Raw genomic sequence first — 24,587 nt, 5'->3', positions numbered from 1 at the left:
TCGTTGTCTGGCTGATGAGCCGGTGGTTAACTGGCCATCCCCAGACCGACGATATTGGCGGCGATGATGATCACCACGCAGCCGAGGCTCAGGACGCTCACCGGACGACGGCCGGCGTTGTTCCACTCCTTCAGCACCAGACCCACCAGACCGCCACACAGCACGTAGAAACTCATGTGCAGCATCCAGCTCATATAGTCATACTGCGCCGGAATGCTGGCATGGCCCCAGGCATAGAAGAAGAACTGGAGATACCACATCAGGCCGCCGAGGGCGGAGAGCAACAGGTTGCTGATGATGAGCGGTTTAGCCAGCGAAAAATCGGCTTTGACTGACAGACTCTTCACTTTCGCCAGACGAATAAAGCAGAAGCCGAGATTGACCAGCGCCCCGCCGCCCATAATGACTACGTAGCTTGGCAGCGCCGCGTACAGCGGGTCGACGCCGAGCGCCGCGGCAGCGTCATGCATCGGTTTGGCGGCGTTCATCGCGAACGACATCCCTGCCGAGAAGATGCCGCACATCACCGCCAGCAGAAGCCCTTTCTTCAGATTGAACTCTTCGGCTTTGATGCCCATTTTGCGCTCTTTCAGCTGGCCCGCGCGGGTGACGATACTGACGCCAACCACCGCCACCAGCACGCCAAGCAGCGTCATTTGACCGCCCTGGGTGTGCATCAGCACCGAAAACTGACCATTAATAATCGGCGTCATCAGCGTGCCGACAATCAGCGTGATGCCAATGGCGATGCCTATTCCCATCGACATGCCGAGATAGCGCATGGTCAGGCCATAGTTGATATTACCGATACCCCACATGGCGCCGAACAGAAAGACCGGCAGCAGCGTGGAAGCGCTAAAAGAGCGGTAGTAGGCCCAGAAATCGGGTAACAGCGTGGCGCTGATGGCCCAGGGCAGGATCAGCCAGGAGACGATCCCTCCAACCGACCACATGGTTTCCCACGACCAGTGTTTTACTTTTTTGAACGGGGCATAGAAACAGGCGGCACTGGCGGCCCCTATCAAATGCCAAAAAATACCCATCGTAATCGCGTGGTTCATTGATTTTATCCTCATCTTTTTTTATCGGAGACGGCGGCTTCCGATGTGATGAGTGTAAAAATTAGCCGCTTTGGCCGCCTTCAAGCCGTTGCCACAGGATGGCGAACCCTGGCAACCATGGGCTTAATTAGTTGTTCTACATCACAAAATGGCGGGTATTTCTTCTGGTTATATCCATATGAAAAATACGGCATTGATAAGCATTTTCAATACCATTTAATTAACTATAATGGACAAACTGCTTACGCGGCGTTAACACTTGAGCCGCTCGACAATAATGGAGATGATTATGAGCTATACCCTGCCATCCCTGCCGTACGCTTACGATGCTCTGGAACCGCACTTCGACAAGCAGACGATGGAGATCCATCACACTAAACACCATCAGACCTACGTGAACAATGCTAACGCCGCGCTGGAAAGCCTGCCGGAGTTCGCTAACCTGTCCGCTGAAGAGCTGATCACCAAGCTGGATCAACTGCCGGCTGACAAAAAAACCGTACTGCGTAACAACGCGGGCGGCCACGCTAACCACAGCCTGTTCTGGAAAGGCCTGAAAACCGGCACCACCCTGCAGGGCGACCTGAAAGCGGCTATTGAGCGCGATTTCGGCTCTGTAGACAATTTCAAAGCGGAATTCGAAAAAGCCGCTGCGACCCGTTTCGGCTCCGGCTGGGCGTGGCTGGTACTGAAAGGTGACAAACTGGCCGTTGTCTCCACCGCCAACCAGGATTCCCCGCTGATGGGCGAAGCCATTTCCGGCGCTTCCGGCTTCCCGATCCTGGGTCTGGACGTGTGGGAACACGCTTACTACCTGAAATTCCAGAACCGTCGCCCGGACTACATCAAAGCCTTCTGGGACGTAGTGAACTGGGACGAAGCTGCAGCGCGTTTTGCCGCTAAAAAATAAGGTTGCATTGCGCTAAGAGAGAAGCGAGTCTGATGACTCGCTTTTTTTATATCTGTAGCAAGGAGAGCAGCCATGCATTATCCGGTGAATGTCTTTGTCGGCAAAATCAGGGACTACGCGGGCAGTCGCCCCAGCGCGATCGGCAAAATCCAGGTTGATGGCGAATTGCAGCTCGACGATCTCGGCCTCGATGGGGACGAGCAGGCGGAGAAGAAAATTCACGGCGGGCCGGACCGCGCGCTGTGCCACTATCCGCGCGAACACTATGCCGACTGGATCCGTGACTTCCCTCAGCAGGCCGAGCGCTTCTGCGCTCCGGCGTTCGGCGAAAACCTCTCCACCACCGGGCTCACCGAGCAAAATGTTTATATCGGCGATATCTTTCGCTGGGGCGAGGCGCTGATCCAGGTCACCCAGCCGCGATCGCCGTGCTTCAAGCTCAATTTTCATTTTGCGATCGGCGATATGGCGCAGCTGGTGCAAAACAGCGGGAAGACCGGCTGGTTGTACCGGGTGATTGCCGGGGGGCAAGTCTCCAGCGATGCGCCGCTCGAGCTGGTTTCCCGGCTGAGCGATGTCAGTGTCCATGAGGCCGGGGCGATTGCCTGGCAGATGCCGTTTGATGATGATCAGTACCACCGCTTATTGTCGGCTGCGGGCCTGTCGGTGAGCTGGAGCCGAACCATGCAGAAGCGGCGTTTAAGCGGCAAGATCGAGGATAGTTCGCGGAGATTGTGGGGGAACTAATCCCCCCCTATTGAGTATTTCCGGGGATACTCCCGGCTTAGCGCAGCGCAAGCCGGGATAGCATCAGGTGCGCTTATACAGTGGTAGCCAAAGGGTTAAGCGCAAACCACCCAGCGGACTGTCGTCGGCCTTCACCCAGCCGCGGTGCTGCTGAATAGCGGTTTCGACAATCGCCAGACCCAGGCCGGTGCCGCCGGACTCGCGGTCGCGCGCCTCGTCGGTCCGGTAGAATGGCCGGAAAATCTGTTCGCGATCTTCCGGGCTGACTCCCGGGCCGTCGTCGTCGACGTTAACCGTAATCCCGTCTTTATCCACCGAGAAGCTGACGGAAATCTTCGTGTGCGAGTAGCGCAGAGCGTTGCGGACGATATTCTCCAGCGCGCTTTCCAGCGCATTGGGGTTACCGTACAGCGGCCACGGGCCCGGCGGATACTCAACGGTGAAAGATTTACCCATCTGCTCGGCTTCAAACGCCGCGTTGTCCAGCACTTCGCCCCACAGCTGATTAGCTTTCACTGTCTCGCTGACCAGGGCATTTTTTGCCTGATTACGCGACATCACCAGCAGGTCGTTGATCATGCTGTCCAGCCGGTGCGCCTCGGTTTCGATACGCTCCAGCTCCTTGCTCTCACCGCTGCGGCGACGCAGCAGGGCGGTACCCAGCTGCAGGCGCGTGAGCGGCGTGCGCAACTCGTGCGAGATATCAGACAGCAACCGCTGTTGGCTGGTCATCATCCGCTCCAGCGCGGTGACCATCTGGTTAAAGCTGGCGCCAGCGGCTAAGAACTCCTGCGGCCCGGCTTCCAGTTCCGGATGCTGGCGCAGGTTGCCCTGGGCGACTTCGTCGGCGGCGTTTTTCAGCTTACGCGCCGGTTTCGCCAGGCTCCACGCCAGCCACAGCAGCAGCGGAGCGCTGACCAGCATCGTGACGATCAGTAGCAGCAGGGGGCGGTCAAACAGCAGGTTGATAAAGTCAGATTGTGAGGTGCTGGCGGGACGAATGAGATAGAGCTGATAGTTATCCTCCCCGTCCCTGACGGAAAACGGCCCCACCATTTCCAGGCGGCCATAGCGTTTTTTCTGCGGATGATCGGCATTATCGGCCTGGCCGATAAAGTTACGAATGATCTGCATCTCGTTGCGTTCTGCGCCGATCACGCGGCCTTCGCTGGTCACCAGCAGCAGGCGTTGTCCCGGAGGCGCCCATTTATCGATGGCGCGAAACAGACGACGCCACCACATCAGGTCGTTTGGCGGGTCGGTCGCCAGCTCGGCCTCGACGTGCTGTTCGATCATAATGCCCTGACGCTGCTCACTTTCCAGCAGCTCGGTCATCTGCCGGGAGTCCAGTTTGGGCAACATCAGCACCAGCATCAACACCAGCGCCAGCGTGAGCCAGAAGATGGCGAAGATGCGTGCAGTCAAACTTCCTATCATGAAGCGGAAACCATCAGATACCCGCGACCACGCAGCGTTTTAAACCATGGATGACCATCTTTGCGCTCCGGCAGCTTACGCCGCAGGTTGGAAATATGCATATCGATGGCGCGGTCGAACGGCGTCAGGCGCTTGCCTAACACTTCCTGGCTTAAATGTTCACGCGACACTACCTGGCCGAGATGCTGCGCTAACAGATAGAGCAGGGTGAACTCGGTACCGGTGAGCTCCAGCGTCTGACCATCGAAATTGGCTTCCTGGCGGCCCGGATTCAAGCTTAAGGCATCCACTTCCAGCGTTGGCGATCCGGCTTCGGTCGTCTGCTGCTGCTCGCTCCAGTGGGAACGGCGCAGAATCGCGCGTATACGGGCCACCAGTTCACGATCGTTGAACGGCTTAGGCAAATAGTCATCCGCGCCCAGCTCAAGGCCGAGAACGCGATCCAGCTCGCTCCCGCGCGCTGTTAGCATGATAACCGGGGTCTGGTGTGTCTGACGCAGCTCTTTCAGCGTATCGATACCGTTTTTCTTCGGCATCATCACGTCGAGCAGCAATAAATCAACGCTGTCGTCCAGAAGGGCCAGCGCCTGTTCCCCATCATGGGCCACCAGCACGTTAAAACCTTCCATATCGAGCAGCTCTTTTAACAGGGAGGTGAGCTCCCGGTCATCATCAACTAACAGGATTTTATTCATCTTTTAAATACCTCCGAGGCAGAAATTACGTCATCAAGGCCCGCTAATCCATGACTTTACGTTGTTTTACACCCCCTGACGCATGTTTGCAGCCTGAATCGTAGACTGTCTCTCGTTGAATCGCGACACAAACGTTTTGGGAGTATGTGATGCGCAATGTTATCGCTGCCGTCATGGCCTCAACGCTGGCGCTAAGTGCATATAGCCAGGCCGCTGAAGTCGTTACCAGCGTTAACTGGCTCCCCGGAGACGAAGGGGGACAGCGCGGTAGCCAGAGCCATATGTTTGACGGCATAAGTTTAACCGAGCAGCAACGTCAGCAGTTACGGGATCTTATGCAACGGGCACGCCATGATAGGCTCCCCGTTAATGTTAGCGAAATGGAGACAATGCATCGCCTTGTCACCGCAGAAAATTTTGATGAAAACGCTGTGCGCGCTCAGGCAGAAAAGATGGCGCAGGAACAGGTTGCTCGCCAGGTCGAAATGGCTAAGGTCCGCAACCAGATGTACCACCTGCTTACGCCAGAGCAGCAAGCGGTTTTAAATGCTAAGCACCAGCAACGTATGGATCAGTTGCGTGAGGTTGCAAGGATGCAGAAAGGCTCAGCAATGATGCTTTCGAGTAGTAGCAACACCCTGCAACCCCAGTAACAAACCCTGTTTTCCTTGCCATAGACACCATCCCTGTCTTCCCCCACATGATGTGGGGGTTTTTTTTGCCCTTTTTTCGGCAAATCAACTTCTTCGCGTATCCCGTGAGCGTCACAAGTTCAGGTTATACTAAGCGCATTGCAGGAGAAGGAGCCTATATGAATCAATCTTATGGCCGGTTGGTCAGCCGCGCCGCTATCGCCGCGACGGCCATGGCCTCCGCGTTACTTTTGATCAAAATTTTTGCGTGGTGGTATACCGGTTCAGTCAGTATTCTGGCTGCGCTGGTGGATTCACTGGTGGATATTGCCGCCTCGCTGACCAACCTGCTGGTGGTTCGCTATTCGCTGCAACCTGCTGATGAAGAACATACCTTTGGCCACGGCAAAGCGGAATCGCTGGCGGCGCTGGCGCAAAGCATGTTTATCTCCGGCTCGGCGCTGTTTCTGTTTCTCACCGGCATTCAGCACCTGGTGCGTCCGGAGCCGCTGCAGGCCGCCGGCGTCGGGGTCGTCGTCACGTTGATCGCCTTGTTCAGCACGCTGGCGCTGGTGACCTTCCAGCGTTGGGTGGTGCGAAAAACCCAGAGCCAGGCGGTGCGGGCAGATATGCTTCATTATCAGTCTGATGTTATGATGAACGGCGCTATTCTGGTGGCGCTGGGCCTTTCCTGGTATGGCTGGCATCGCGCCGATGCGTTGTTTGCATTAGGAATTGGCATCTATATTTTATATAGCGCGCTGCGGATGGGCTATGAGGCGGTTCAGTCACTACTCGACCGCGCCTTGCCTGACGAGGAGCGTCAGGACATTATCACCATCGTGACCGCATGGCCCGGCATCCGCGGGGCGCACGATCTACGAACGCGGCAGTCAGGGCCGACCCGCTTTATTCAGATTCATTTGGAAATGGAAGATAACCTCCCGCTGGTGCAAGCCCACGTGATTGCAGACCAGGTGGAGCAGGCGATTCTGCGCCGTTTCCCGGGTTCCGATGTCATTATCCATCAGGATCCCAGTTCTGTAGTGCCAGCGGCGCAGCAGGGCTTTTTTGAGCGTTAGGTTATAGTCTGTAAACTCGATGTAAAAATGTGGGGCAGATCGGCATTTTTTGTATAAATTACCGCCGTTTGGTCTGACCTGAATCAATTCAGCTTGAGGCGTTTGATATACTATTGTCATTAGCGTCGTGCACTCCTGGTGAGGGAGCGCTTCAGGCAACAGAATTATTTTTTGCTTCCTAAGTTCAGAGGTAGTCATGATTAAGAAAATCGGTGTGTTGACAAGTGGCGGTGATGCGCCGGGCATGAACGCAGCAATTCGTGGCGTTGTGCGCGCGGCATTAACGGAAGGTCTGGAAGTTTTTGGAATCTATGACGGTTACCTCGGATTGTATGAAGACCGTATGGTTCAGCTCGACCGTTACAGCGTTTCCGACATGATCAACCGCGGCGGCACCTTCCTGGGCTCCGCTCGCTTCCCGGAATTCCGCGAAGAACACATTCGCGCTGTGGCTATCGAAAACATGAAGAAGCGCGGCCTGGACGCGCTGGTGGTTATCGGTGGTGACGGGTCCTATATGGGCGCAATGCGCCTGACCGAGATGGGCTTCCCGTGCATCGGCCTGCCTGGCACCATCGACAACGATATCAAAGGCACTGACTACACCATCGGCTTTTTCACCGCCCTGAGCACCGTGGTGGAAGCGATTGACCGTCTGCGCGACACCTCTTCTTCACACCAGCGTATCTCCGTGGTGGAAGTGATGGGCCGTTACTGCGGCGACCTGACCCTGGCGGCGGCGATTGCCGGCGGCTGTGAGTTCATCATGGTGCCGGAAGTGGAATACACCCGTGACGATCTGGTCGCTGAAATCAAAGCCGGTATCGCGAAAGGGAAAAAACACGCTATCGTGGCGATTACCGAGCACATGTGCGACGTTGACGAGCTGGCAAGCTACATCGAGAAAGAAACCGGCCGTGAAACTCGCGCTACCGTTCTTGGCCACATTCAGCGTGGCGGTTCCCCGGTTCCTTACGACCGTATCCTGGCTTCCCGTATGGGCGCTTATGCGATTGAACTGCTGCTGCAGGGACAAGGCGGTCGTTGCGTCGGCATCCAGAACGAGAAGCTGGTGCACCACGATATTATCGATGCCATCGAGAACATGAAGCGTCCGTTCAAGAACGACTGGCTGGATTGCGCGAAGAAACTGTACTAAGTTGCGCGTCGGATAAACAAAAGGCCTTCTCATGGAGAAGGCCTTTTTTATGGCGGAGGGTTTATTCGATATCCAGCGGGTCTTCCGACAGGATCATCCCGGTGTTATCGGCATACAGATGGTCGCCGGAGAAGAAGGTCACCCCGCCGAAATTGACGCGCACGTCGCTTTCGCCGATGCCTTCGCCAGCTGCGCCGACCGGAATTGCCGCCAGCGCCTGGATGCCGATGTCCAGTTCCTCAAGGTCGTCCACCTGGCGCACCGCGCCATAGACCACTAACCCTTCCCATTCATTCTGTACGGCGAGACGCGCCAGGTCGGCGTCAATTAACGCGCGTCGTACTGAGCCGCCGCCGTCGATCAGGAGAATATGACCACGGCCATTCTGCTCGAGCAGATCATAGAGCAACCCGTTATCCTCGAAACATTTTACCGTAATGATTTGTCCACCAAACGACGACCGTCCTCCAAAGTTAGAGAACAGCGGTTCCACGACGTTGACATCTTCCTGGTAGATGTCACAAAGCTCGGAAGTATCGTATTTCATAGGCTTAACGTTCAGTTGCTGCGAGAGTTTTTAGTATATCCCGCGAATCCCATTGTTGGCAAAATCATCAATTGTTAATTGATATTTGTCAGTTAAGCCATCAGCTTACTGGCAATAATTCCGATGACAAACAGCAGGTTGGTCAGTAAGGCCCCTTTAACCGTCTTTTCGAGCATCGGCCGCATCGCTACCGGATCAGGTTCGCGCAGGACGTAGCGCGCCTGTTTGACCAGCAGCGGCGTGGCGAGAATAAACAGCCAGCCCCACACAGAATGCAGCGCCAGCAGATTAAACAGCGCCAGGCACAGCAGGGAGCCGAACAGCAGGCAAGCATGATAGCGACGGGCATTGACCGGCCCCAGGCGCACGGCGAGGGTGTTTTTTCCGTTCTGGCGATCGCTATCAATATCCCGCAGATTATTGATGTTCAGCACGGCAGTCGCCAGCAAACCGCAGGCCGTCGCCGGCAGAAAAATGGCGGCTTCCACATTGTGCGCTTGCAGATACCAGCTGCCAAGGACGCTCAACCAGCCGAAGAAAATGAGTACCGAGATATCACCCAGGCCAATATATCCATACGGGCGGGTGCCCACCGTGTAGGTGATGGCGGCCACGATGGACAGGCCACCCAGCACAAGGAAGCCGATAAAATCGCCGACGCTCTGCCAGGCGGCGCACAGCAGCGCCAGACCAAACAGACAGATGAGTGCGACGGTGACGATGAGGGCGCGCTTCATCTGCTGGGGGGTAATCACCCCTTTCTGCATGCCGCGCAGCGGCCCGATGCGATCGGGTTTATCACTGCCCTTGACCGCGTCGCCGTAGTCATTGGCCAGATTAGAAAGAATTTGCAGCAAGCCGGCGGTGATCAGCGCCAGCAGAGCAACCCAGGGATCAAAATGGCCCTGCTGCCAGGCAAGGGTGGTGCCAACAATAATCGCGGCAAACGCCAGCGGTAACGTTTTAGGACGCAGGCTTTCCAGCCACGCCTGAGAACGGCTGATATCAGTCATAGTTATTTTAGCCAATAAAAATGGGGGCTATAGCCCCCATCAACAGTGATGAAAATGCATTGCACCGGATTATAGGATAAAACGGCTCAGATCTTCATCTGCCACCAGAACATCCAGGTGTTTACTCACATATTCGGCATCGATAATGACGGTCTGGCCGTTCATCTCGCTGGCATCATAGGAAATATCTTCCACCAGACGCTCCAGCACGGTGTGCAGGCGACGCGCACCGATGTTCTCGGTGGTTTCGTTTACCTGCCACGCGGCCTGGGCGATACGCTTGATACCGTCTTCGGTGAAATCGATGCTCACCCCTTCGGTCGCCATCAGCGCTTTGTACTGCACGGTGATGGAGGCGTTCGGCTCGGTCAGGATGCGCTCGAAGTCATGGGTGGTCAGCGCCTTCAGCTCAACGCGGATCGGCAGACGCCCCTGCAGCTCAGGGATCAGATCGGACGGACTGGCCACCTGGAACGCACCGGAGGCGATAAACAGGATGTGGTCGGTCTTAACCATCCCGTGTTTGGTGGAGACGGTGCAGCCTTCAACCAGCGGCAGCAGATCGCGCTGTACGCCTTCACGAGACACGTCCGGGCCGGAGGAGTTGCCGCCGCGCTTACAGATTTTGTCGATTTCGTCGATAAAGACGATACCGTGCTGCTCTACAGCGTCGATGGCTTCCTGCTTCAGCTCTTCCGGGTTGACCAGCTTGGCCGCTTCTTCTTCAATCAGCAGCTTCATCGCGTCTTTGATTTTCAGCTTACGCGGTTTCTGCTTCTGGCCGCCGAGGTTCTGGAACATGGACTGCAGCTGGCTGGTCATCTCTTCCATGCCCGGAGGGGACATGATTTCAACGCCCATCGGCGCCGCAGCGAGATCGATTTCAATCTCTTTATCGTCCAGCTGGCCTTCACGCAGTTTCTTGCGGAACGCCTGGCGCGCAGCAGAGGGTTCCTGCGGCTGTTCAGCCTGGCCCCAGTTGTTTTTCGCCGGTGGGATCAGCACGTCAAGTACGCGCTCTTCCGCCAGCTCTTCCGCGCGGTAACGGTTCTTATCGATGGACTGCATGCGAACCATTTTGATCGCCGCATCGGTCAGATCGCGGATGATCGAGTCCACTTCTTTACCAACATAGCCTACTTCGGTGAACTTGGTCGCTTCAACTTTAATGAACGGCGCGTTGGCCAGTTTCGCCAGACGACGGGCGATCTCGGTTTTACCGACGCCGGTTGGGCCGATCATCAGAATGTTTTTCGGCGTGACTTCATGACGCAGCTCTTCGTTAAGCTGCATCCGGCGCCAGCGGTTACGCAGGGCGATAGCAACAGAACGCTTGGCGGCGTCCTGGCCGATAATGTGTTTGTCCAGTTCGCTGACAATTTCGCGTGGGGTCATTTCAGACATGGGAGATCCTTACGCTTTAGAAGGTAATTCTTCGATGGTGTGGAAATGGTTGGTATAGATGCAGATATCACCTGCAATATCCAACGCTTTCTCGGCGATGTCGCGCGCGCCCATATCGGTGTTTTCCAACAGCGCGCGGGCCGCGGCCTGGGCGTAAGGACCGCCGGAGCCGATAGCAATCAAATCGTTTTCTGGCTGTACCACGTCGCCGTTACCGGTGATGATAAGCGACGCGTTTTCGTCCGCGACGGCCAGCAGCGCTTCCAGCTTGCGCAACATCCGATCGGTTCGCCAGTCTTTGGCCAGCTCAACGGCGGCCTTCACCAGATGGCCCTGGTGCATTTCCAGTTTACGTTCAAACAGTTCGAACAGCGTGAAGGCGTCAGCGGTGCCGCCAGCAAAACCGGCAATCACTTTGTCGTTATACAGACGACGCACTTTCTTCACGTTGCCCTTCATCACGGTGTTGCCCAGCGTGGCCTGGCCATCACCGGCAATAACAACATGGCCGTTACGGCGAACACTTACAATTGTAGTCACGAGCAGACCCCTTGGTTGCAAAAGCGGAACAGGGGCCCCGCGCTGTCCGCGGGGCCGAATGCAATTATAGATGGGGGGGATTTTGAGGGTTTCAACCCCTGGCGGCGAGACGAATGCAGTTCGCGTGTCCGGCCATCTTCAGACGGGTGATCATCTCGTTGGCGCTTTCTTTGCCTTTCAGCGGACCAATGACTACGCGGTTCCAGCCGTTATTAGTGGTGATGTGCGAAGCGAACCCTTCGAAAGCCAACTGAGCGCGGACGGTTTCGGCCTGCTCGGCACCTTTAAAGGAGCCGCACTGGATCATCCAGCTACGATCGTCTTTCTTCTCGGCGGCTGCGGCTTTCGGCGCTTCCTCCACGCGGGTCACCGGCGCAGCGGCCTGCGTACGTGGCTGCGTGGTATTGGTATGCGCCGGCGTCTGCAACAGATCCTGGTACGGCTGCTGGTTCGACGCGGTCTGCTTCGGCTGTTGCTGCTGCACTGGCTTCGGCTGCTGGACGCGCGGCTGCTGCTGCACGGTCTGCGGCTGAGTTTGCGCCCACTGCTGCTGCTGTGCCTGCTGCTGTTGCTGTTGCTGTGCTAAACGCTGACGCTGCAGCGTCTGCTGGCGCTGCGCCGGGGTTTGTTCGTTCCACGGCACTTCGGTCAGCTGGGTTGGCTGCTGGCGCATATCGGCCTGCATCTGAGCGAGCAGCTGGCGCTGCTCGTCGGTCAGCTGTTCCGGTTTCATCACCTCGCCACCGGCAGTCGGTTCGGTCGGCGCGCGAACGCCAGGCTGGCGACTTTCCAGCTCTTTGATATAGCGCCAGCGCTCTTCCGGTTTTGGCGGCAAGCCGTTACCGGCGGCCTGGCGATTTTGCATCGCTTCCGCTTCTTCTTTCTTATGGTGCGTAATGAAATAAAGTCCACCGATAAAGGCCACCAGCACAGCCGCCGCGATCGCCACCATAGCCGGTGAAATCGCCGGAAGGCTGCTTTGCTTATTCCTTGAGCTTCGGGTCGTGCTCTTTTTGCGCCGCGAAGAAGCCGGTTGGCTGCGGCGTACATAATCTCGTTGTGCCACTATCGTTTCGCTGTCTTATATTCGTTCGTCAGCCCGCCATGTTACTTAAGCGGCGGGCCTTTGACCAGAAGAGCAGGCCCGAAAGCCTGATGGTTATCGTCTGATTTTTTGCGTACTGCCGCGAACAATCAGTTCGCAGTCGAGCAGACGCGAGCCGCTGTTCACGTTATGACCCTGCATTTGCTCAAGTAATAGCAGCATTCCTTCACGGCCGATATCAAAACGCGGCTGTGAAACGGTGGTCAACGGCGGATCGCAAAATTCAGACAACGCGATGTTATCGAAGCCGACAATCGACAGGTCGTCCGGCACCTTCAGGCCGCGGCGTTTCGCCAGCGACAAGGCGCCCAGCGCCATCACATCACTATGGCAGAAGACCGCGGTGGGCGGTATCGGCTGTGACAGCAGCTGCTCCAGCGCATTGGCGCCGGCTTCGAAGGTAAAGTTGCCGCGAGCGATATAGTGCGGATCGACGGTGATACCGCTGCGGCGCAGCGCCTGCACATAACCCTGCAGGCGATAATGGCACAGCGGCATATCTTCCGGGCCGGCGATACAGCCGATACGCTGGTGTCCCAGCTCGTGGAGATAGTTCACCGCGTTAAAGGCCGCCGTCAGGTTATCGATATGGACGGTGGGCAGTTCCAGCTCCGGCGCGAATTCGTTCGACATAACCATCGGCGGCAAATTGCGCTGCTCTTCCACGCTGGCGTCGAACGGCAGGCGCGAGCTGAGCAGCACCATGCCGTCGATCTGCTTGGTGATGATAAGGTCGATAAAGGTTTTTTCTTTCTGGTTCTGGTGGGCGCAATCGCCGATTAACACCAGATAACCGTGCTCGGCGGCAGTGACTTCAATTCCGCGGATGACTTCACTAAAAAAGGGATCGCAGATATCCGGCACGATCACGAGGATCGTCCGCGATTCGTTGCGCTTCATATTTCGCCCGAGCGACTGCGGTAAATAGCCGACTTCCAGCGCCGCCTGTTCGACCCGGCTACGGGTGGCTTGCGACACCTTATCAGGGTTCATCAACGCTCGGGACACGGTTGCCGTGGAAACGTTTGCTTTGAGAGCGACGTCTTTCATGGTGGCGGCAACCACTTGTTTTTTGGGCTTCACCTGGTTTCTCCTCGCTGAATGGCGCTGACATTTCCCTTGCGCGCTAACTGCTGCATCATTTTTATCAGATAGTCGCGGCAGTGAGTTACAGAATTTTCATGAAAAACGTGATGCTTGTTGAATTTTTCGATCCGGCTCGCAAGAGAAGCCTTACCCTTCAATAGGATCGACATCCAGCACCCATTTCACTTTTCTCGCCTCCGGTAGCGTATTGATTAACGCCAGCGTACCGCTGACGATGTGCTGCAGGCGCACCCGCGAAGGATGCTGCAGTAATATTTGCCAGCGCCAGCGGCCGCCGCGCTTCGGCGCCAGCGCCGGAACCGGACCGAGCACCCACAGTTTATCGTCGGCCAGCGGGCTGGCCTGCAGTAGATTGCGCAATTGCTGTAAAAACAGCGGCGCCTGCTGGTTGTTATGGTCTTCAGCGCGAATCAACACGTGGCTGGTCCACGGCGGTAGCTGCATTGTCTGCCGCTCTGCCAGCGCCTGCTCGGCAAAAGCGTCGTAGCCTTTATATAGCAGGGTCTGCAGCAGAGGATGCTCCGGATGGTGGGTTTGCAGGATCACTTCGCCCTGTTTTCCTGCCCTGCCCGCTCGTCCGGAGACCTGGGTATAGAGCTGAGCGAAACGCTCTGCGGAGCGGAAATCAGCGGAAAACAGTGCCCCGTCGACGTCCAGCAGGGAGACGAGGGTCACGTCCGGGAAGTGGTGGCCTTTGGCCAGCATTTGGGTGCCGATCAAAATACGCGCGCCGCCGCGATGGACCGCGGCGAGATGTTCCTCAAGCGCCCCTTTACGGCTGGTGGTATCGCGGTCGATACGCGAGATAGGCACGCCAGGGAACAGCGGCGTCAGGGACTGCTCCAGTTGCTCGGTGCCGATACCCACCGGCACCAGATGTGTGGAACCGCAGGAAGGGCACTGGCGCGGGATAGGGCGCTGACTGTCGCAATGGTGGCAGCGCAGATGGTGCTGCGCCTGGTGCAACGTATAGTAGCTGTCGCAGCGCGGGCACTCCGCGATCCAGCCGCAGTCGTGGCACAGCAGCGCCGGCGCAAAGCCGCGGCGGTTAAGAAACAGGATCACCTGGTTATCCGCCTGCAGATGCTGGCGCATGCGGTTGATCAGCGCGGGTGACAGACCCGCCTGCAGCACCTGTCCTTTCAGGTCGAGCACGTGCTGCTGGGCTGGACGCGCATTGCCCGCGCGTTTGCTTAAGGTTAACTGCCGATATTTGCCCTGGCGGACGTTGTGCAGGGTCTCCAGCGCCGGCGTCGCCGAGCCGAGAATAATCGGGATCTGTTCGCTGTGAGCGCGCCATACCGCCAGGTCGCGGGCGTGGTAGCGCCAGCCCTCCTGCTGTTTGTAGGAGCTGTCATGCTCTTCATCGATGACGATGACGCCGAGATCTTTAAACGGGGTAAACAGCGAGGAGCGAGTGCCTATCACAATGGCCGCTTCGCCGTTTTTCGCCTTCAGCCAGGCCGAGAGACGTTCGCTGTCATTGAGTCCGGAGTGCAGCACTTCCACCGGCGCATTAAAGCGCTGGCGAAAACGGGCGATAGTTTGCGGCGTCAGGCCGATCTCCGGCACCATCACCAGCGCCTGGCGCCCCTGCGCCAGTACATTCTCCAGCACGCTCAAGTAGACTTCCGTTTTCCCTGAGCCCGTGATGCCAGCCAGTAGCCAGGCGGAGAAGCGATCGGCAGCGCTGTGGATCGCCCCGACGGCGGTGGCCTGTTCGGTATTCAGACGCAGGCGCTCGCCGGCAACCGAATACGTGCTGCGCCAGTCGGTGAGGACGGGCGCTTCACAGGCCAGCTCCGCCAGCCCTTTGCCACGCAGCGCCTGCAGCGCCGCTTCATTAAATTCCAGTTCGCTAACCTGATGACGCCAGATCTTTCCCTGGCGCAGCGCCGCCAGCGCCTGCTGCTGCTTTGGGGAGCGTTTCAGAGCGTTGAGGTCGACAGCCTGCCCCTGCTCGGTGGCGAACCAGTACCACAGAGGCGTAGCGCTGGCGGGTTTGCCCTGGCGCAGCAGAATGGGCAGCGCATGGAACAGCACATCGCCAATCGGATGATGGTAATACTCAGCCGCCCACATCAGCAGTCGCCAGACGGTGCCGGAGAAGACCGGCTCGTCGTCCAGCGCTTCGGCGACCGGTTTGAGTTCATCCAGCGGCAGCTCGCTGCGCTCGCTCACCGCCGCGACAATGCCGATCCGCTCCTGTTTGCCGAACGGCACCCGCACCCGACAGCCCGCTTTGACCGCCATGCCATCAGGCAGCAGATAGTCAAAGGTGCGCGGTAGCGGAACGGGTAGGGCAACGTGGGCGACGGGCATGTCATCTTCCTGACTTGAAATCTGGCGGGATAGTATACACATTACGATAAGGCGGCGCGGATCAGTTTGCATATGCTGGTCAAATTCTGTATGATTCGCCGCCTTCAATGCACTTTATACCGCATTGGAGATTGACCATTACCGTACGCTTCGCGCTGTCAGCAGCGTGGAAGACGACGGGAAATTATTAATATCGCGTGGTGTCTGGCGTTAGGGCTGGAAGAGCGACGCGGCCTTAACTGAGGTTCTCCCATGAAAAAAGGTATTCACCCAAAATACGAAGAAATTACTGCTACCTGTTCTTGCGGTAATGTCATGAAAATCCGTTCCACCGTTGGTCACGACCTGAACCTCGACGTGTGCGGTAAATGCCACCCGTTCTTCACCGGCAAACAGCGTGATGTTGCTACCGGTGGCCGTGTTGACCGCTTCAACAAGCGCTTCAGCATCCCGGGCAGCAAGTAAGTTGCCAGAAGAAGCCGCCTCAGGGCGGCTTTTTTGTGCCTCTCGCCAGCCTGAGCGGGACACAAAAAAGGGCGGAAGATTGCTTCCGCCCTTTTTATCAACTCAGTATTCCCACGTATCCGGGTCGATCCCCAGTTCACGCATAATCTCTTTCGCCGCTTCCGGGATCTCATCGCTGCGCTCTTTACGCAGGTCTTCATCGTTAGGCAACGGTTGTCCGGTAAAGGCATGCAGGAACGCTTCGCACAGCAGCTCGCTGTTGGTCGCGTGACGCAGGTTGTTCACCTGACGACGCGTGCGTTCATCGGTGAGGATTTTTAACACCTTCAGAGGAATGGAAACCGTAATTTTCTTTACTTGCTCACTCTTCTTACCGTGCTCAGCGTATGGGCTGATATATTCGCCGCTCCATTCAGCCATGAGATACCTTAATCCTCTGTTTATTAGTGAAGGGCCAGAATATTCCGCCCGGGCTATAATTGCGCGTAGTTTACCGTATGAGCGCGCTTTCTAACATGAGATAAGCCGCTACCGACGTGCGCTAATGCATATAATTTTAACGGCTATTTGCACTTTGCTCAATCTATACGCAAAGAAGTTTAGATGTCCAGATGTATTGACGTCTATTGTGACAATGTTTACTCTGGAGCCTGACTTTTCACCGATTCAGCCCAGGAACTTCCCAACATGACGCGTAAACAGGCCACCATCGCAGTGCGTAGCGGTTTAAATGACGACGAGCAGTACGGTTGCGTTGTCCCGCCGATTCACCTTTCCAGTACTTATAACTTCACCGGCTTTAATGAACCTCGCGCTCACGACTACTCCCGCCGCGGCAACCCGACGCGTGATGTGGTGCAGCGCGCCTTAGCGGAGCTGGAAGGTGGCGCCGGCGCGGTGCTGACCAATACCGGTATGTCGGCGATCCTGCTGGTGACGACGGTGTTCCTTAAGCCGGGCGATCTGCTGGTGGCGCCGCACGACTGCTACGGCGGCAGCTACCGTCTGTTCGACAGCCTGGCGAAGCGCGGCTGTTATCGCGTCCAGTTCGTCGATCAAAATGATGAGCAGGCGCTGCGGGCGGCGTTGGCGGAAAAACCGAAGCTGGTGCTGGTCGAAAGCCCAAGTAATCCATTGCTGCGGGTGGTGGATATTGCGAAAATCTGTGGCCTGGCACGTGAGGCAGGCGCGGTGAGCGTGGTGGACAACACCTTCCTGAGCCCGGCGCTGCAAAACCCGCTGGCGCTGGGTGCCGATCTGGTGTTGCATTCCTGTACTAAATACCTGAATGGCCACTCCGATGTGGTTGCCGGGGTGGTGATTGCCAAAGATCCGGCGACTGTCACCGAACTGGCATGGTGGGCGAATAATATTGGCGTCACCGGCGGTGCCTTCGACAGCTATTTGTTGCTGCGCGGTCTGCGGACGCTGTCTCCGCGTATGGAAGTGGCGCAGCGCAATGCCCAGGCGATCGTTGAGTATCTGAAAACCCAGCCACTGGTGAAAAAGCTGTATCATCCGTCGCTGCCGGAAAACCAGGGGCATGAAATTGCGGCGCGTCAGCAAAAAGGTTTTGGCGCAATGTTAAGCTTCGAGCTGGACGGTGACGAGCAGACGCTGCGCCGTTTCCTGAGCGGGCTGTCGCTATTTACACTGGCGGAATCGCTGGGGGGCGTTGAAAGCCTGATTTCCCATGCGGCAACTATGACGCATGCCGGCATGGCGCCTGAAGCGCGTGCCGCCGCCGGAATTTCAGAAACGCTTCTGCGTATTTCAACCGGTATTGAAGATGGTGAAGATTTAATTGCCGACCTGGAAAATGGCTTCCGGGCAGCAAACGAGGAATAAAAATGAGTGTGATTGCGCAGGCAGGGGCGAAGGGTCGTCAGCTGCACAAATTTGGTGGGAGTAGTTTAGCGGATGCGAAATGTTACCTGCGCGTCGCGGGGATCATGAAGGAATATTCGCAGGCGGGCGACATGATGGTCGTCTCCGCCGCTGGTAGCACCACCAACCAGCTGATCAGCTGGCTTAAACTTAGCCAGAGCGATCGCCTTGCTGCGCATCAGGTTCAGCAGTCGCTTCGCCGTTATCAGACCGAGCTGATTGGCGGTCTGGTGGAGCCTGCGGCGGCGGATACGTTAATTGCCGCCTTCATCCATGACCTTGAGCGTCTGGCAGGATTGCTTGATGGCGGGGTTACCGAAGCGGTTTATGCGGAAGTGGTCGGCCATGGTGAAGTTTGGTCCGCGCGCCTGATGGCGGCGGTCCTTAACCAGCTGGGTATGGAAGCGGCCTGGCTGGACGCGCGCGCTTTCCTGCGTGCGGAACGCGCCGCGCAGCCGCAGGTGGATGAAGGTTTATCTTATCCACTGCTGCAACAGCTGATGGCGCAACATCCGAATAAACGTCTGGTGGTGACCGGCTTTATCTCCCGCAACCAGGCCGGGGAAACTGTCCTGCTGGGCCGTAACGGGTCTGACTATTCCGCCACGCAGATCGGCGCGCTGGCGGGTGCCTCCCGCGTCACCATCTGGAGTGATGTCGCCGGGGTGTACAGCGCGGATCCGCGTAAGGTCAAAGATGCCTGTCTGCTGCCGCTGCTGCGTCTGGATGAAGCCAGCGAGCTGGCGCGTCTGGCCGCTCCAGTACTCCACGCCCGAACGCTGCAGCCGGTGTCCGCCAGCGATATCGATCTGCAGTTACGTTGCAGCTATACGCCGGAACAGGGTTCTACGCGCATTGAGCGTGTGCTGGCCTCCGGTACCGGCGCGCGGATTGTCACCAGCCATGACGACGTCTGCCTGGTGGAGTTCCAGGTGCCGGCCAGCCACGATTTCAAACTGGCGCATAAAGAGCTGGACGCCTTGCTCAAACGCGCCCAGCTGCGTCCATTAGCCGTTGGCATCCATGCCGACCGCAAGCTGCTGCAGTTCTGTTATACCTCCGAGGTAGCCGACAGCGCGCTGAAGCTGCTCGATGAAGCGGGTCTGCCGGGCGAGCTGCGTCTGCGTCAGAAGCTGGCGCTGGTGGCGATGGTGGGCGCGGGTGTCACCCGTAACCCACTGCACTGCCATCGTTTCTGGCAGCAACTGAAAGGGCAACCGGTGGAGTTCACCTGGCAGTCCGAAGAGGGGATCAGCCTGGTGGCCGTGTTGCGCGCCGGGCCAACGGAAAGCCTGATCCAGGGTCTGCATCAGACCTTGTTTCGTGCAGAGAAGCGTATTGGCCTGATGCTGTTCGGCAAAGGGAACATTGGCTCCCGCTGGCTGGAGCTGTTTGCCCGCGAACAAACCACCTTGTCGGCGCGTACTGGCTTCGAGTTTGTTCTCGCCGGCGTAGTCGACAGTAAACGCAGCCTGCTGAACTACGACGGGCTGGATGCCAGCCGGGCGCTGGCCTTCTTCAACGATGAAGCGGTGGAGCAGGATGAAGAGTCGCTGTTCCTGTGGATGCGCGCGCATCCGTACGATGATTTAGTGGTGCTGGACGTCACCGCCAGCGAACAGCTGGCCGACCAGTACCTTGATTTCGCCAGCCATGGCTTCCACGTGATCAGCGCCAACAAGCTGGCGGGCGCCAGCAGCAGTGATAAATATCGCCAGATCCACGACGCGTTTGAGAAGACGGGTCGCCACTGGCTGTATAACGCTACCGTTGGCGCGGGTTTGCCGGTGAACCATACGGTGCGCGATCTGATCGACAGCGGCGACACCATCCTCGGCCTGAGCGGTATCTTCTCGGGAACGCTCTCCTGGCTGTTCCTGCAGTTTGATGGCACCGTGCCGTTCACCGACCTGGTGGACCAGGCCTGGCAGCAGGGGCTGACCGAGCCGGATCCGCGCGTCGATCTGTCCGGTAAGGATGTGATGCGTAAGCTGGTGATCCTCGCGCGGGAAGCGGGTTATGACATCGAACCGGATCAGGTCCGTGTGGAATCACTGGTCCCTGCACACTGCGAAGAGGGGTCGGTCGATCACTTCTTTGAAAATGGGGAAGAGCTGAACGAGCAAATGCTGCAGCGTCTGGAAGCGGCCCGCGAGATGGGGCTGGTGCTCCGCTACGTGGCGCGCTTTGATGCTAACGGCAAAGCACGCGTCGGCGTGGAAGCGGTACGCGAAGAGCACCCGCTGGCGGCGCTGCTGCCGTGCGATAACGTGTTCGCCATCGAAAGCCGCTGGTATCGCGATAACCCGCTGGTGATCCGCGGACCCGGCGCCGGGCGCGATGTGACCGCCGGAGCGATCCAGTCGGATATTAACCGTCTGGCGCAGCTGCTGTAGTTCCGAGAAAAGACCAGGCGCTGCCTGGTCTTTTTTGTTAGTGCGCCGCAAAAACCGCTTTAGCGGCAAACAGGCCGTTGAGCGCCGCCGGGAATCCGGCGTAGACCGCCATCTGCATGATCACTTCCGTAATCTCTTCTTGTGTCAGGCCGACATTTAATCCTGCGGCAATGTGTACTTTCAGCTGTGGCGCGGCGTTACCCAGCGCGGTGAGCGCGGCAATAGTGGCGATTTCCCGGCTGCGTAAATCGAGCCCCGGCCTGGCGTAAATATCGCCGAAGGGGAACTCAATCAGATAGCGGGCGAAATCGGGGGCGATATCCTGCAGGCTGTCGACGACGGCTTCCCCGCCGCGGCCATCCACCCGCTGCAGCATTTCCTGACCGGTGATATAACGTTCGCTGGACATCATTTTTTCCTCTCTGTGATGAAGCGTTGAGAGGAAGGGTAGGGAAGTTTGCCGGACTTGAGTAATACCCTTTTCGTGATACCTTTTTAGTATGACAACTTCGCGATTACATTCCCTGGATATTCGCCTGCTGCGCGCCTTTGCCGTGGTGGCGGAAGAAAATAACATCAGCCGGGCGGCGCAGCGGTTATTTATCTCGCAGCCGCCGCTGAGCCGCCATATGCGCCATCTGGAAGCGCAGTTGGGGGTGACGCTGTTTCAGCGCCACAGCAAAGGCTTGATCCTTACCGACGCGGGAAAAGAAGTGCTGGAGATTATTCGGCCGATGCTGGCGCTCCAGGCGCGCACGCTGGCGGCATTGAGCCAGCTCTCCGCTCACTCGCCGCAGACCTTGCGTCTGGGATTGACCACCGCCTTTGAACAGGGCATTTTCGCCGCCGTTGAATCTGCGCTGAGTAAACATACCCGCACGTTGCATATCACTCGCCACGCCTCGCTGGCGCTGGCTCAGCAGGTGCGCAAAGGCAAACTCGATGCGGCGCTGGTTGCGCTGCCGCTGAATACCGAAGGGCTGCACCTGCATCCTTTGCCGTATCATGAGCCGCTCATCGCGGCATTGCCTGCCTCCTGGCCGGAAGCCGCCAGCCCAGCGTTAACGCTACGTGCGCTCAATCACCGACCGCTGTTCTGGTTTAAACGCGAGCGTAATCCCGATTTCTTTGACTACACGCGACGTATTTTCGACCGGGCTGGCTATACCCCCGCTTACGTGGAGGAGCCTGCCGAACATGATGTACTGCTGGCGCGAATTGCGCGTGGCGAAGGCATGATCCTGCTGCCGGCGTCCTTTTCCGCGATCCAGCGTCAGGGGGTGGTGTTCTGTCCTGTCGCTGAAGGCGACAGCATGCCGTTAAGCCTTGGCGTGGTCTATGCGCCTCACCAGGCAGAATCCGTGCAGCAATGGCTTCCTCTGCTGGATGACCATCTGACGACTCGCTAGCCTCAGGCTGACTCTCGAGCCACCAGCTGTCCGGAAAGGGTAATGCGCTGGGTCGGCAGGGCAGGCTCTTTGATTTTGCGGATAATGAGCGAGGCAACCTGACGTCCTGTCTCTTCGCTGGCGGAAGAGACGTAAGTGAAGGATGGCGAGGTTAAATTCACGTGCATCATGTCTTCGAAACCCACCAGCGCCACCTGCTGAGTGAGAAAGACATCTTTTCCCACCGTGCGTCCAACCTGATGAATGCCGCTGAGGCAGCCAATCATTGCATCAGGCGAGTGGCACAGCAGGGCGGTAATGGCATTATTTTTTTCCAGCAACTGGCGGGTGGCGATACTGGCGGCCTGGGTGTTGTCGCTGCAGGCGGGGGCAAATTCTTCCCGCACCGTCATGCCGTTTTTCTCCAGTGTGCTGAATAAGCCAAGCAGCCGCTGCTGACGGATCAGGTCATTATCCTGTCCGCCGATGTAGGCGATGTAGCGATGGCCGCGCTCAATCAGATAACGGGTGGCGATGCTGGCGGCCTGGCGGTTATCGCGGACCACCTGATCATGGTGGCCGGTGAGCAGCGTTTGCGAGACCGCGACCAGCGGCAGCGGACATGCCTGTAAGGCCTCGGGCAGCGCATTGCTGGTGGTGTCGGCATCAAGATATATCACGCCGGCGACGCCCTGCTGTTTAAACGACAGCAGGCAGCGGGCCAGATAGTCATGATCGTCGCGCGGCTGGCCGAGAATGACCATATAGCCCTGCTTTTCGAGCTCCTGGACGATATTCGCCATCACCTTGATGGAAAAGCTGTCGTTGAAGTCGCGCAGGATCAGGCCGATCAGGTTGGTAGTGTTGGCGCGGAGATTAGCGGCGGCAACGTTATGCACATAGCCAAGTTCCTGGATGGCCGCGTTGACTTTTTCGATGGTCGCGTCGGAGATCTTCCCTTTCTGACGTAATACCAGCGAGACCGTCGAAACGGAGACGCCGGCCAGTTTCGCCACATCTATAATGCTGACTTTCTTCAAAATCGCTCCATGACAACGCGTGTATAACCGTCAGATCGCAGACATAGGCTTACCCACGGCAAGCCTATTTCCACACCATAACACCTTCTTGTTATTTGCCAATCATCCCCGACATGGTTTGTGCGATAAATTGCGCTCTGGCGCCAAAAATAATCTGGATGCCGTTATCGCCGACGAAGACCACCCCGCGCGCGCCGATGCCGTTGAGGCCATCTTTATCAACCGCATCGCGCTCAGCTACTTCCAGGCGCAGGCGGGTGATGCAGGCCCCGACGGAATCGATATTTTGTGAACCGCCGAGAAGATTGACGATCTCGGTCGCCAGCTCCGCATCGGTTTTATCGTCGGCAGTGACCGTGATATCGGTGCGGCCCGGCGTTTTCACATCGAAACGGCGGATAACGAAGCGGAAGGTGAAATAATAAATCAGCCCCATCGGCACGCCAACAATCACCGCGTTGAGGAAGTGGGTTTGATAGCCGTTGAGCGACGGCAGAATACCGAAGGAGATATAGTCGATAAGCCCTGCGGAGAAAGATTTAGCGATATGCGCATGCAGGAGATACATCGTCATGTACGAAAGCCCCGCCATGATGGCGTTGAAGACGTACAGGATCGGCGCCACGAAGATAAAGGTAAATTCTACGGGCTCGGTAATGCCGGTCAGGAAACAGGTCAGCGCGGCGGAGAACAGGATACCGGCCGCGATTTTTTTATTCTTAGTATGCGCTTCGTGATACATCGCCAGACAGGCGGCCGGCAGCGCGAACAGCATCAGCGGGAATTCCCCCTGCATAAATTTACCGGCGTTTTGGTAGCTGTCGGAGCTAAAGGATTTCACCCCTTCTTCCAGCATCTTAAACCAGATGGTCTGGTCGCCGTGGATCACCTGGCCTGCCTGGGTGGTGTAATCGCCGAAAGAGTACCAGAAGGATGGATACCAGATGTGGTGCAGCCCCAGCGGGATCAGCGCCCGTTCAACGAGGCCGAAAATAAAGGTCGATGCGGCCTGGTTGTCGCCATTCACCACCATCGACAGTGAGTCGATACCGGCCTGGATATGTTGCCAGACATAAGGCAACAGCAGGCCGAGAATAAACGAGAGAAACGCCGTGGCGATCGCCACGAAGCGCTTACCGGAGAAGAAACCGAGGAATTCAGGCAACTGCATCGCATGGAAGCGGTTATAGCACCACGACGCGAGAATACCGCAGATAAGCCCGCCGAAAACCCCCATCTGCAGCGTCGGGATGCCAACGACCATGGCGTATTTTCCGCCCTGAGAGGCCATCTCCGGGGTAATGCCGAGCACAGTGCTGATGGTGATGTTGGTGATAAAGACGGAAACGGCTGCCGACAGCGCAGCGATGCCCGATTCTGATGCCAGCCCCACAGCGGAACCAATCGCGAACAGCATTGGCAGGTTATCAAAAATGATGCCGCCGGCGTTCATCATTAGCGGCATATGGAATTTATCCCCGAAGGCCAACAGTAAGCCGGCGGCCGGGAGAAGCGAAATCGGCAGCATCAAGGCGCGGCCGATCATCGACAGTTTTGATAATGATTTTATGAACCCTGACCACAGACTCATGGTGATATCCCCGAATAGATTTTATAAGCATTATTGCGTAAGTAGAACGTTCTAGTAGA

23 protein-coding genes are annotated in these 24,587 nt (G+C 57.3%); 9 read left to right on the top strand and 14 right to left on the bottom strand.

Translation table 11 applies throughout. From position 1 onward, the window contains the following. Positions 1–26 precede the first annotated feature (26 nt). Positions 27–1,061 carry an L-rhamnose/proton symporter RhaT gene (gene rhaT / locus CWM54_RS25145; protein WP_100698878.1) on the bottom strand — a complete coding sequence of 345 codons (1,035 nt, stop codon included), beginning with the start codon at positions 1,059–1,061 and terminating at the stop codon, positions 27–29. Positions 1,062–1,350: 289 nt separating this feature from the next. On the opposite strand from rhaT, the gene sodA reads away from it, so the two are divergent. Together sodA and yiiM are read left to right on the top strand one after the other, a co-directional pair. Further along, a complete protein-coding gene (gene sodA / locus CWM54_RS25140) occupies positions 1,351–1,971 on the top strand; it encodes a superoxide dismutase [Mn] (protein WP_004203668.1) in 621 nt (206 codons plus the stop codon). A 72-nt stretch (positions 1,972–2,043) separates the two neighbouring features. After that, positions 2,044–2,718 (top strand): 6-hydroxyaminopurine reductase, encoded by a 675-nt coding sequence (gene yiiM / locus CWM54_RS25135; protein WP_100698876.1) that lies wholly within the window; start codon positions 2,044–2,046, stop codon positions 2,716–2,718. A gap of 63 nt (positions 2,719–2,781) precedes the next feature. On the opposite strand, the gene cpxA is transcribed toward yiiM, so the two are convergent. Beyond that, positions 2,782–4,155: an envelope stress sensor histidine kinase CpxA gene (gene cpxA, locus CWM54_RS25130; protein WP_061156238.1), complete on the bottom strand. Its 1,374-nt coding sequence runs from the start codon at positions 4,153–4,155 to the stop codon at positions 2,782–2,784. After that, entirely contained in the window at positions 4,152–4,850 is a 699-nt protein-coding gene (gene cpxR / locus CWM54_RS25125) for an envelope stress response regulator transcription factor CpxR (RefSeq protein WP_002882901.1), read from the bottom strand. Before cpxR ends, cpxA begins: the two co-directional genes overlap by 4 nt. Before the next feature lie 149 nt (positions 4,851–4,999). Here cpxR and cpxP point away from each other — a divergent pair, with 149 nt between their 5' ends. The 3 genes from cpxP (at position 5,000) to pfkA (ending at position 7,723) form a co-directional block, all read left to right on the top strand. Further along, a complete protein-coding gene (gene cpxP / locus CWM54_RS25120; RefSeq protein WP_004178004.1) occupies positions 5,000–5,503 on the top strand; it encodes a cell-envelope stress modulator CpxP in 504 nt (167 codons plus the stop codon). Positions 5,504–5,661: 158 nt separating this feature from the next. Then, positions 5,662–6,564: a CDF family cation-efflux transporter FieF gene (fieF, locus tag CWM54_RS25115; protein WP_008807873.1), complete on the top strand. Its 903-nt coding sequence runs from the start codon at positions 5,662–5,664 to the stop codon at positions 6,562–6,564. A gap of 196 nt (positions 6,565–6,760) precedes the next feature. Next, positions 6,761–7,723 (top strand): 6-phosphofructokinase, encoded by a 963-nt coding sequence (pfkA, locus tag CWM54_RS25110; protein ID WP_061156237.1) that lies wholly within the window; start codon positions 6,761–6,763, stop codon positions 7,721–7,723. A gap of 61 nt (positions 7,724–7,784) precedes the next feature. Here pfkA and rraA read toward each other — a convergent pair whose 3' ends face one another. From rraA to priA, 7 genes are all read right to left on the bottom strand, one after another. After that, positions 7,785–8,270, bottom strand: coding sequence for a ribonuclease E activity regulator RraA (gene rraA, locus CWM54_RS25105; RefSeq protein ID WP_002882913.1), 486 nt, complete (start codon positions 8,268–8,270; stop codon positions 7,785–7,787). Positions 8,271–8,362: 92 nt separating this feature from the next. Next, positions 8,363–9,283: a 1,4-dihydroxy-2-naphthoate polyprenyltransferase gene (gene menA / locus CWM54_RS25100; protein WP_061156236.1), complete on the bottom strand. Its 921-nt coding sequence runs from the start codon at positions 9,281–9,283 to the stop codon at positions 8,363–8,365. A 69-nt stretch (positions 9,284–9,352) separates the two neighbouring features. Next, positions 9,353–10,687, bottom strand: a complete 1,335-nt coding sequence (gene hslU / locus CWM54_RS25095) for an HslU--HslV peptidase ATPase subunit (protein ID WP_061156235.1) — start codon at positions 10,685–10,687, stop codon at positions 9,353–9,355. 9 nt (positions 10,688–10,696) lie between these two features. Beyond that, on the bottom strand, positions 10,697–11,227 hold the full coding sequence (gene hslV, locus CWM54_RS25090) for an ATP-dependent protease subunit HslV (RefSeq protein ID WP_002882918.1): 531 nt from the start codon (positions 11,225–11,227) through the stop codon (positions 10,697–10,699). Positions 11,228–11,318: 91 nt separating this feature from the next. Then, on the bottom strand, positions 11,319–12,293 hold the full coding sequence (gene ftsN / locus CWM54_RS25085) for a cell division protein FtsN (RefSeq protein WP_100682025.1): 975 nt from the start codon (positions 12,291–12,293) through the stop codon (positions 11,319–11,321). Between the two features lie 93 nt (positions 12,294–12,386). Beyond that, complete coding sequence (cytR, locus tag CWM54_RS25080) at positions 12,387–13,415, bottom strand: DNA-binding transcriptional regulator CytR (RefSeq protein WP_061156233.1); 1,029 nt, start codon at positions 13,413–13,415, stop codon at positions 12,387–12,389. Between the two features lie 150 nt (positions 13,416–13,565). Continuing rightward, a complete protein-coding gene (priA, locus tag CWM54_RS25075; protein WP_061156232.1) occupies positions 13,566–15,761 on the bottom strand; it encodes a primosomal protein N' in 2,196 nt (731 codons plus the stop codon). A 252-nt stretch (positions 15,762–16,013) separates the two neighbouring features. Between priA and rpmE the strand changes: the two genes are divergently transcribed. After that, a complete protein-coding gene (gene rpmE, locus CWM54_RS25070) occupies positions 16,014–16,226 on the top strand; it encodes a 50S ribosomal protein L31 (RefSeq protein WP_008807868.1) in 213 nt (70 codons plus the stop codon). Positions 16,227–16,328: 102 nt separating this feature from the next. On the opposite strand, the gene metJ is transcribed toward rpmE, so the two are convergent. Continuing rightward, entirely contained in the window at positions 16,329–16,646 is a 318-nt protein-coding gene (gene metJ, locus CWM54_RS25065; RefSeq protein ID WP_004107547.1) for a met regulon transcriptional regulator MetJ, read from the bottom strand. Positions 16,647–16,913: 267 nt separating this feature from the next. Between metJ and metB the strand changes: the two genes are divergently transcribed. After that, the gene (gene metB, locus CWM54_RS25060; protein ID WP_061156231.1) at positions 16,914–18,074 is read left to right on the top strand and encodes a cystathionine gamma-synthase; all 1,161 of its coding nucleotides are present in this window, start codon (positions 16,914–16,916) and stop codon (positions 18,072–18,074) included. Between the two features lie 2 nt (positions 18,075–18,076). Beyond that, entirely contained in the window at positions 18,077–20,509 is a 2,433-nt protein-coding gene (locus CWM54_RS25055) for a bifunctional aspartate kinase/homoserine dehydrogenase II (protein WP_049008645.1), read from the top strand. A 37-nt stretch (positions 20,510–20,546) separates the two neighbouring features. Here the strand turns inward: CWM54_RS25055 and CWM54_RS25050 are convergent, their stop codons facing one another. Then, positions 20,547–20,918 carry a carboxymuconolactone decarboxylase family protein gene (locus tag CWM54_RS25050; RefSeq protein ID WP_100698874.1) on the bottom strand — a complete coding sequence of 124 codons (372 nt, stop codon included), beginning with the start codon at positions 20,916–20,918 and terminating at the stop codon, positions 20,547–20,549. A 91-nt stretch (positions 20,919–21,009) separates the two neighbouring features. Between CWM54_RS25050 and CWM54_RS25045 the strand changes: the two genes are divergently transcribed. Continuing rightward, complete coding sequence (locus CWM54_RS25045) at positions 21,010–21,918, top strand: LysR family transcriptional regulator (RefSeq protein WP_100698872.1); 909 nt, start codon at positions 21,010–21,012, stop codon at positions 21,916–21,918. 2 nt (positions 21,919–21,920) lie between these two features. Here the strand turns inward: CWM54_RS25045 and CWM54_RS25040 are convergent, their stop codons facing one another. Then, on the bottom strand, positions 21,921–22,937 hold the full coding sequence (locus CWM54_RS25040; protein ID WP_032731553.1) for a substrate-binding domain-containing protein: 1,017 nt from the start codon (positions 22,935–22,937) through the stop codon (positions 21,921–21,923). Positions 22,938–23,028: 91 nt separating this feature from the next. Continuing rightward, a complete protein-coding gene (locus tag CWM54_RS25035) occupies positions 23,029–24,528 on the bottom strand; it encodes a PTS transporter subunit EIIC (RefSeq protein WP_032736927.1) in 1,500 nt (499 codons plus the stop codon). Positions 24,529–24,587 lie beyond the last annotated feature (59 nt).

It is taken from the genome of Klebsiella sp. D-Nf1 (assembly GCF_002810515.1).
Lineage (GTDB): Bacteria > Pseudomonadota > Gammaproteobacteria > Enterobacterales > Enterobacteriaceae > Klebsiella > Klebsiella variicola.
The sequence above is the reverse complement of the archived record's forward strand: the minus strand, read 5'-3'. Positions and strand labels throughout refer to the sequence as shown.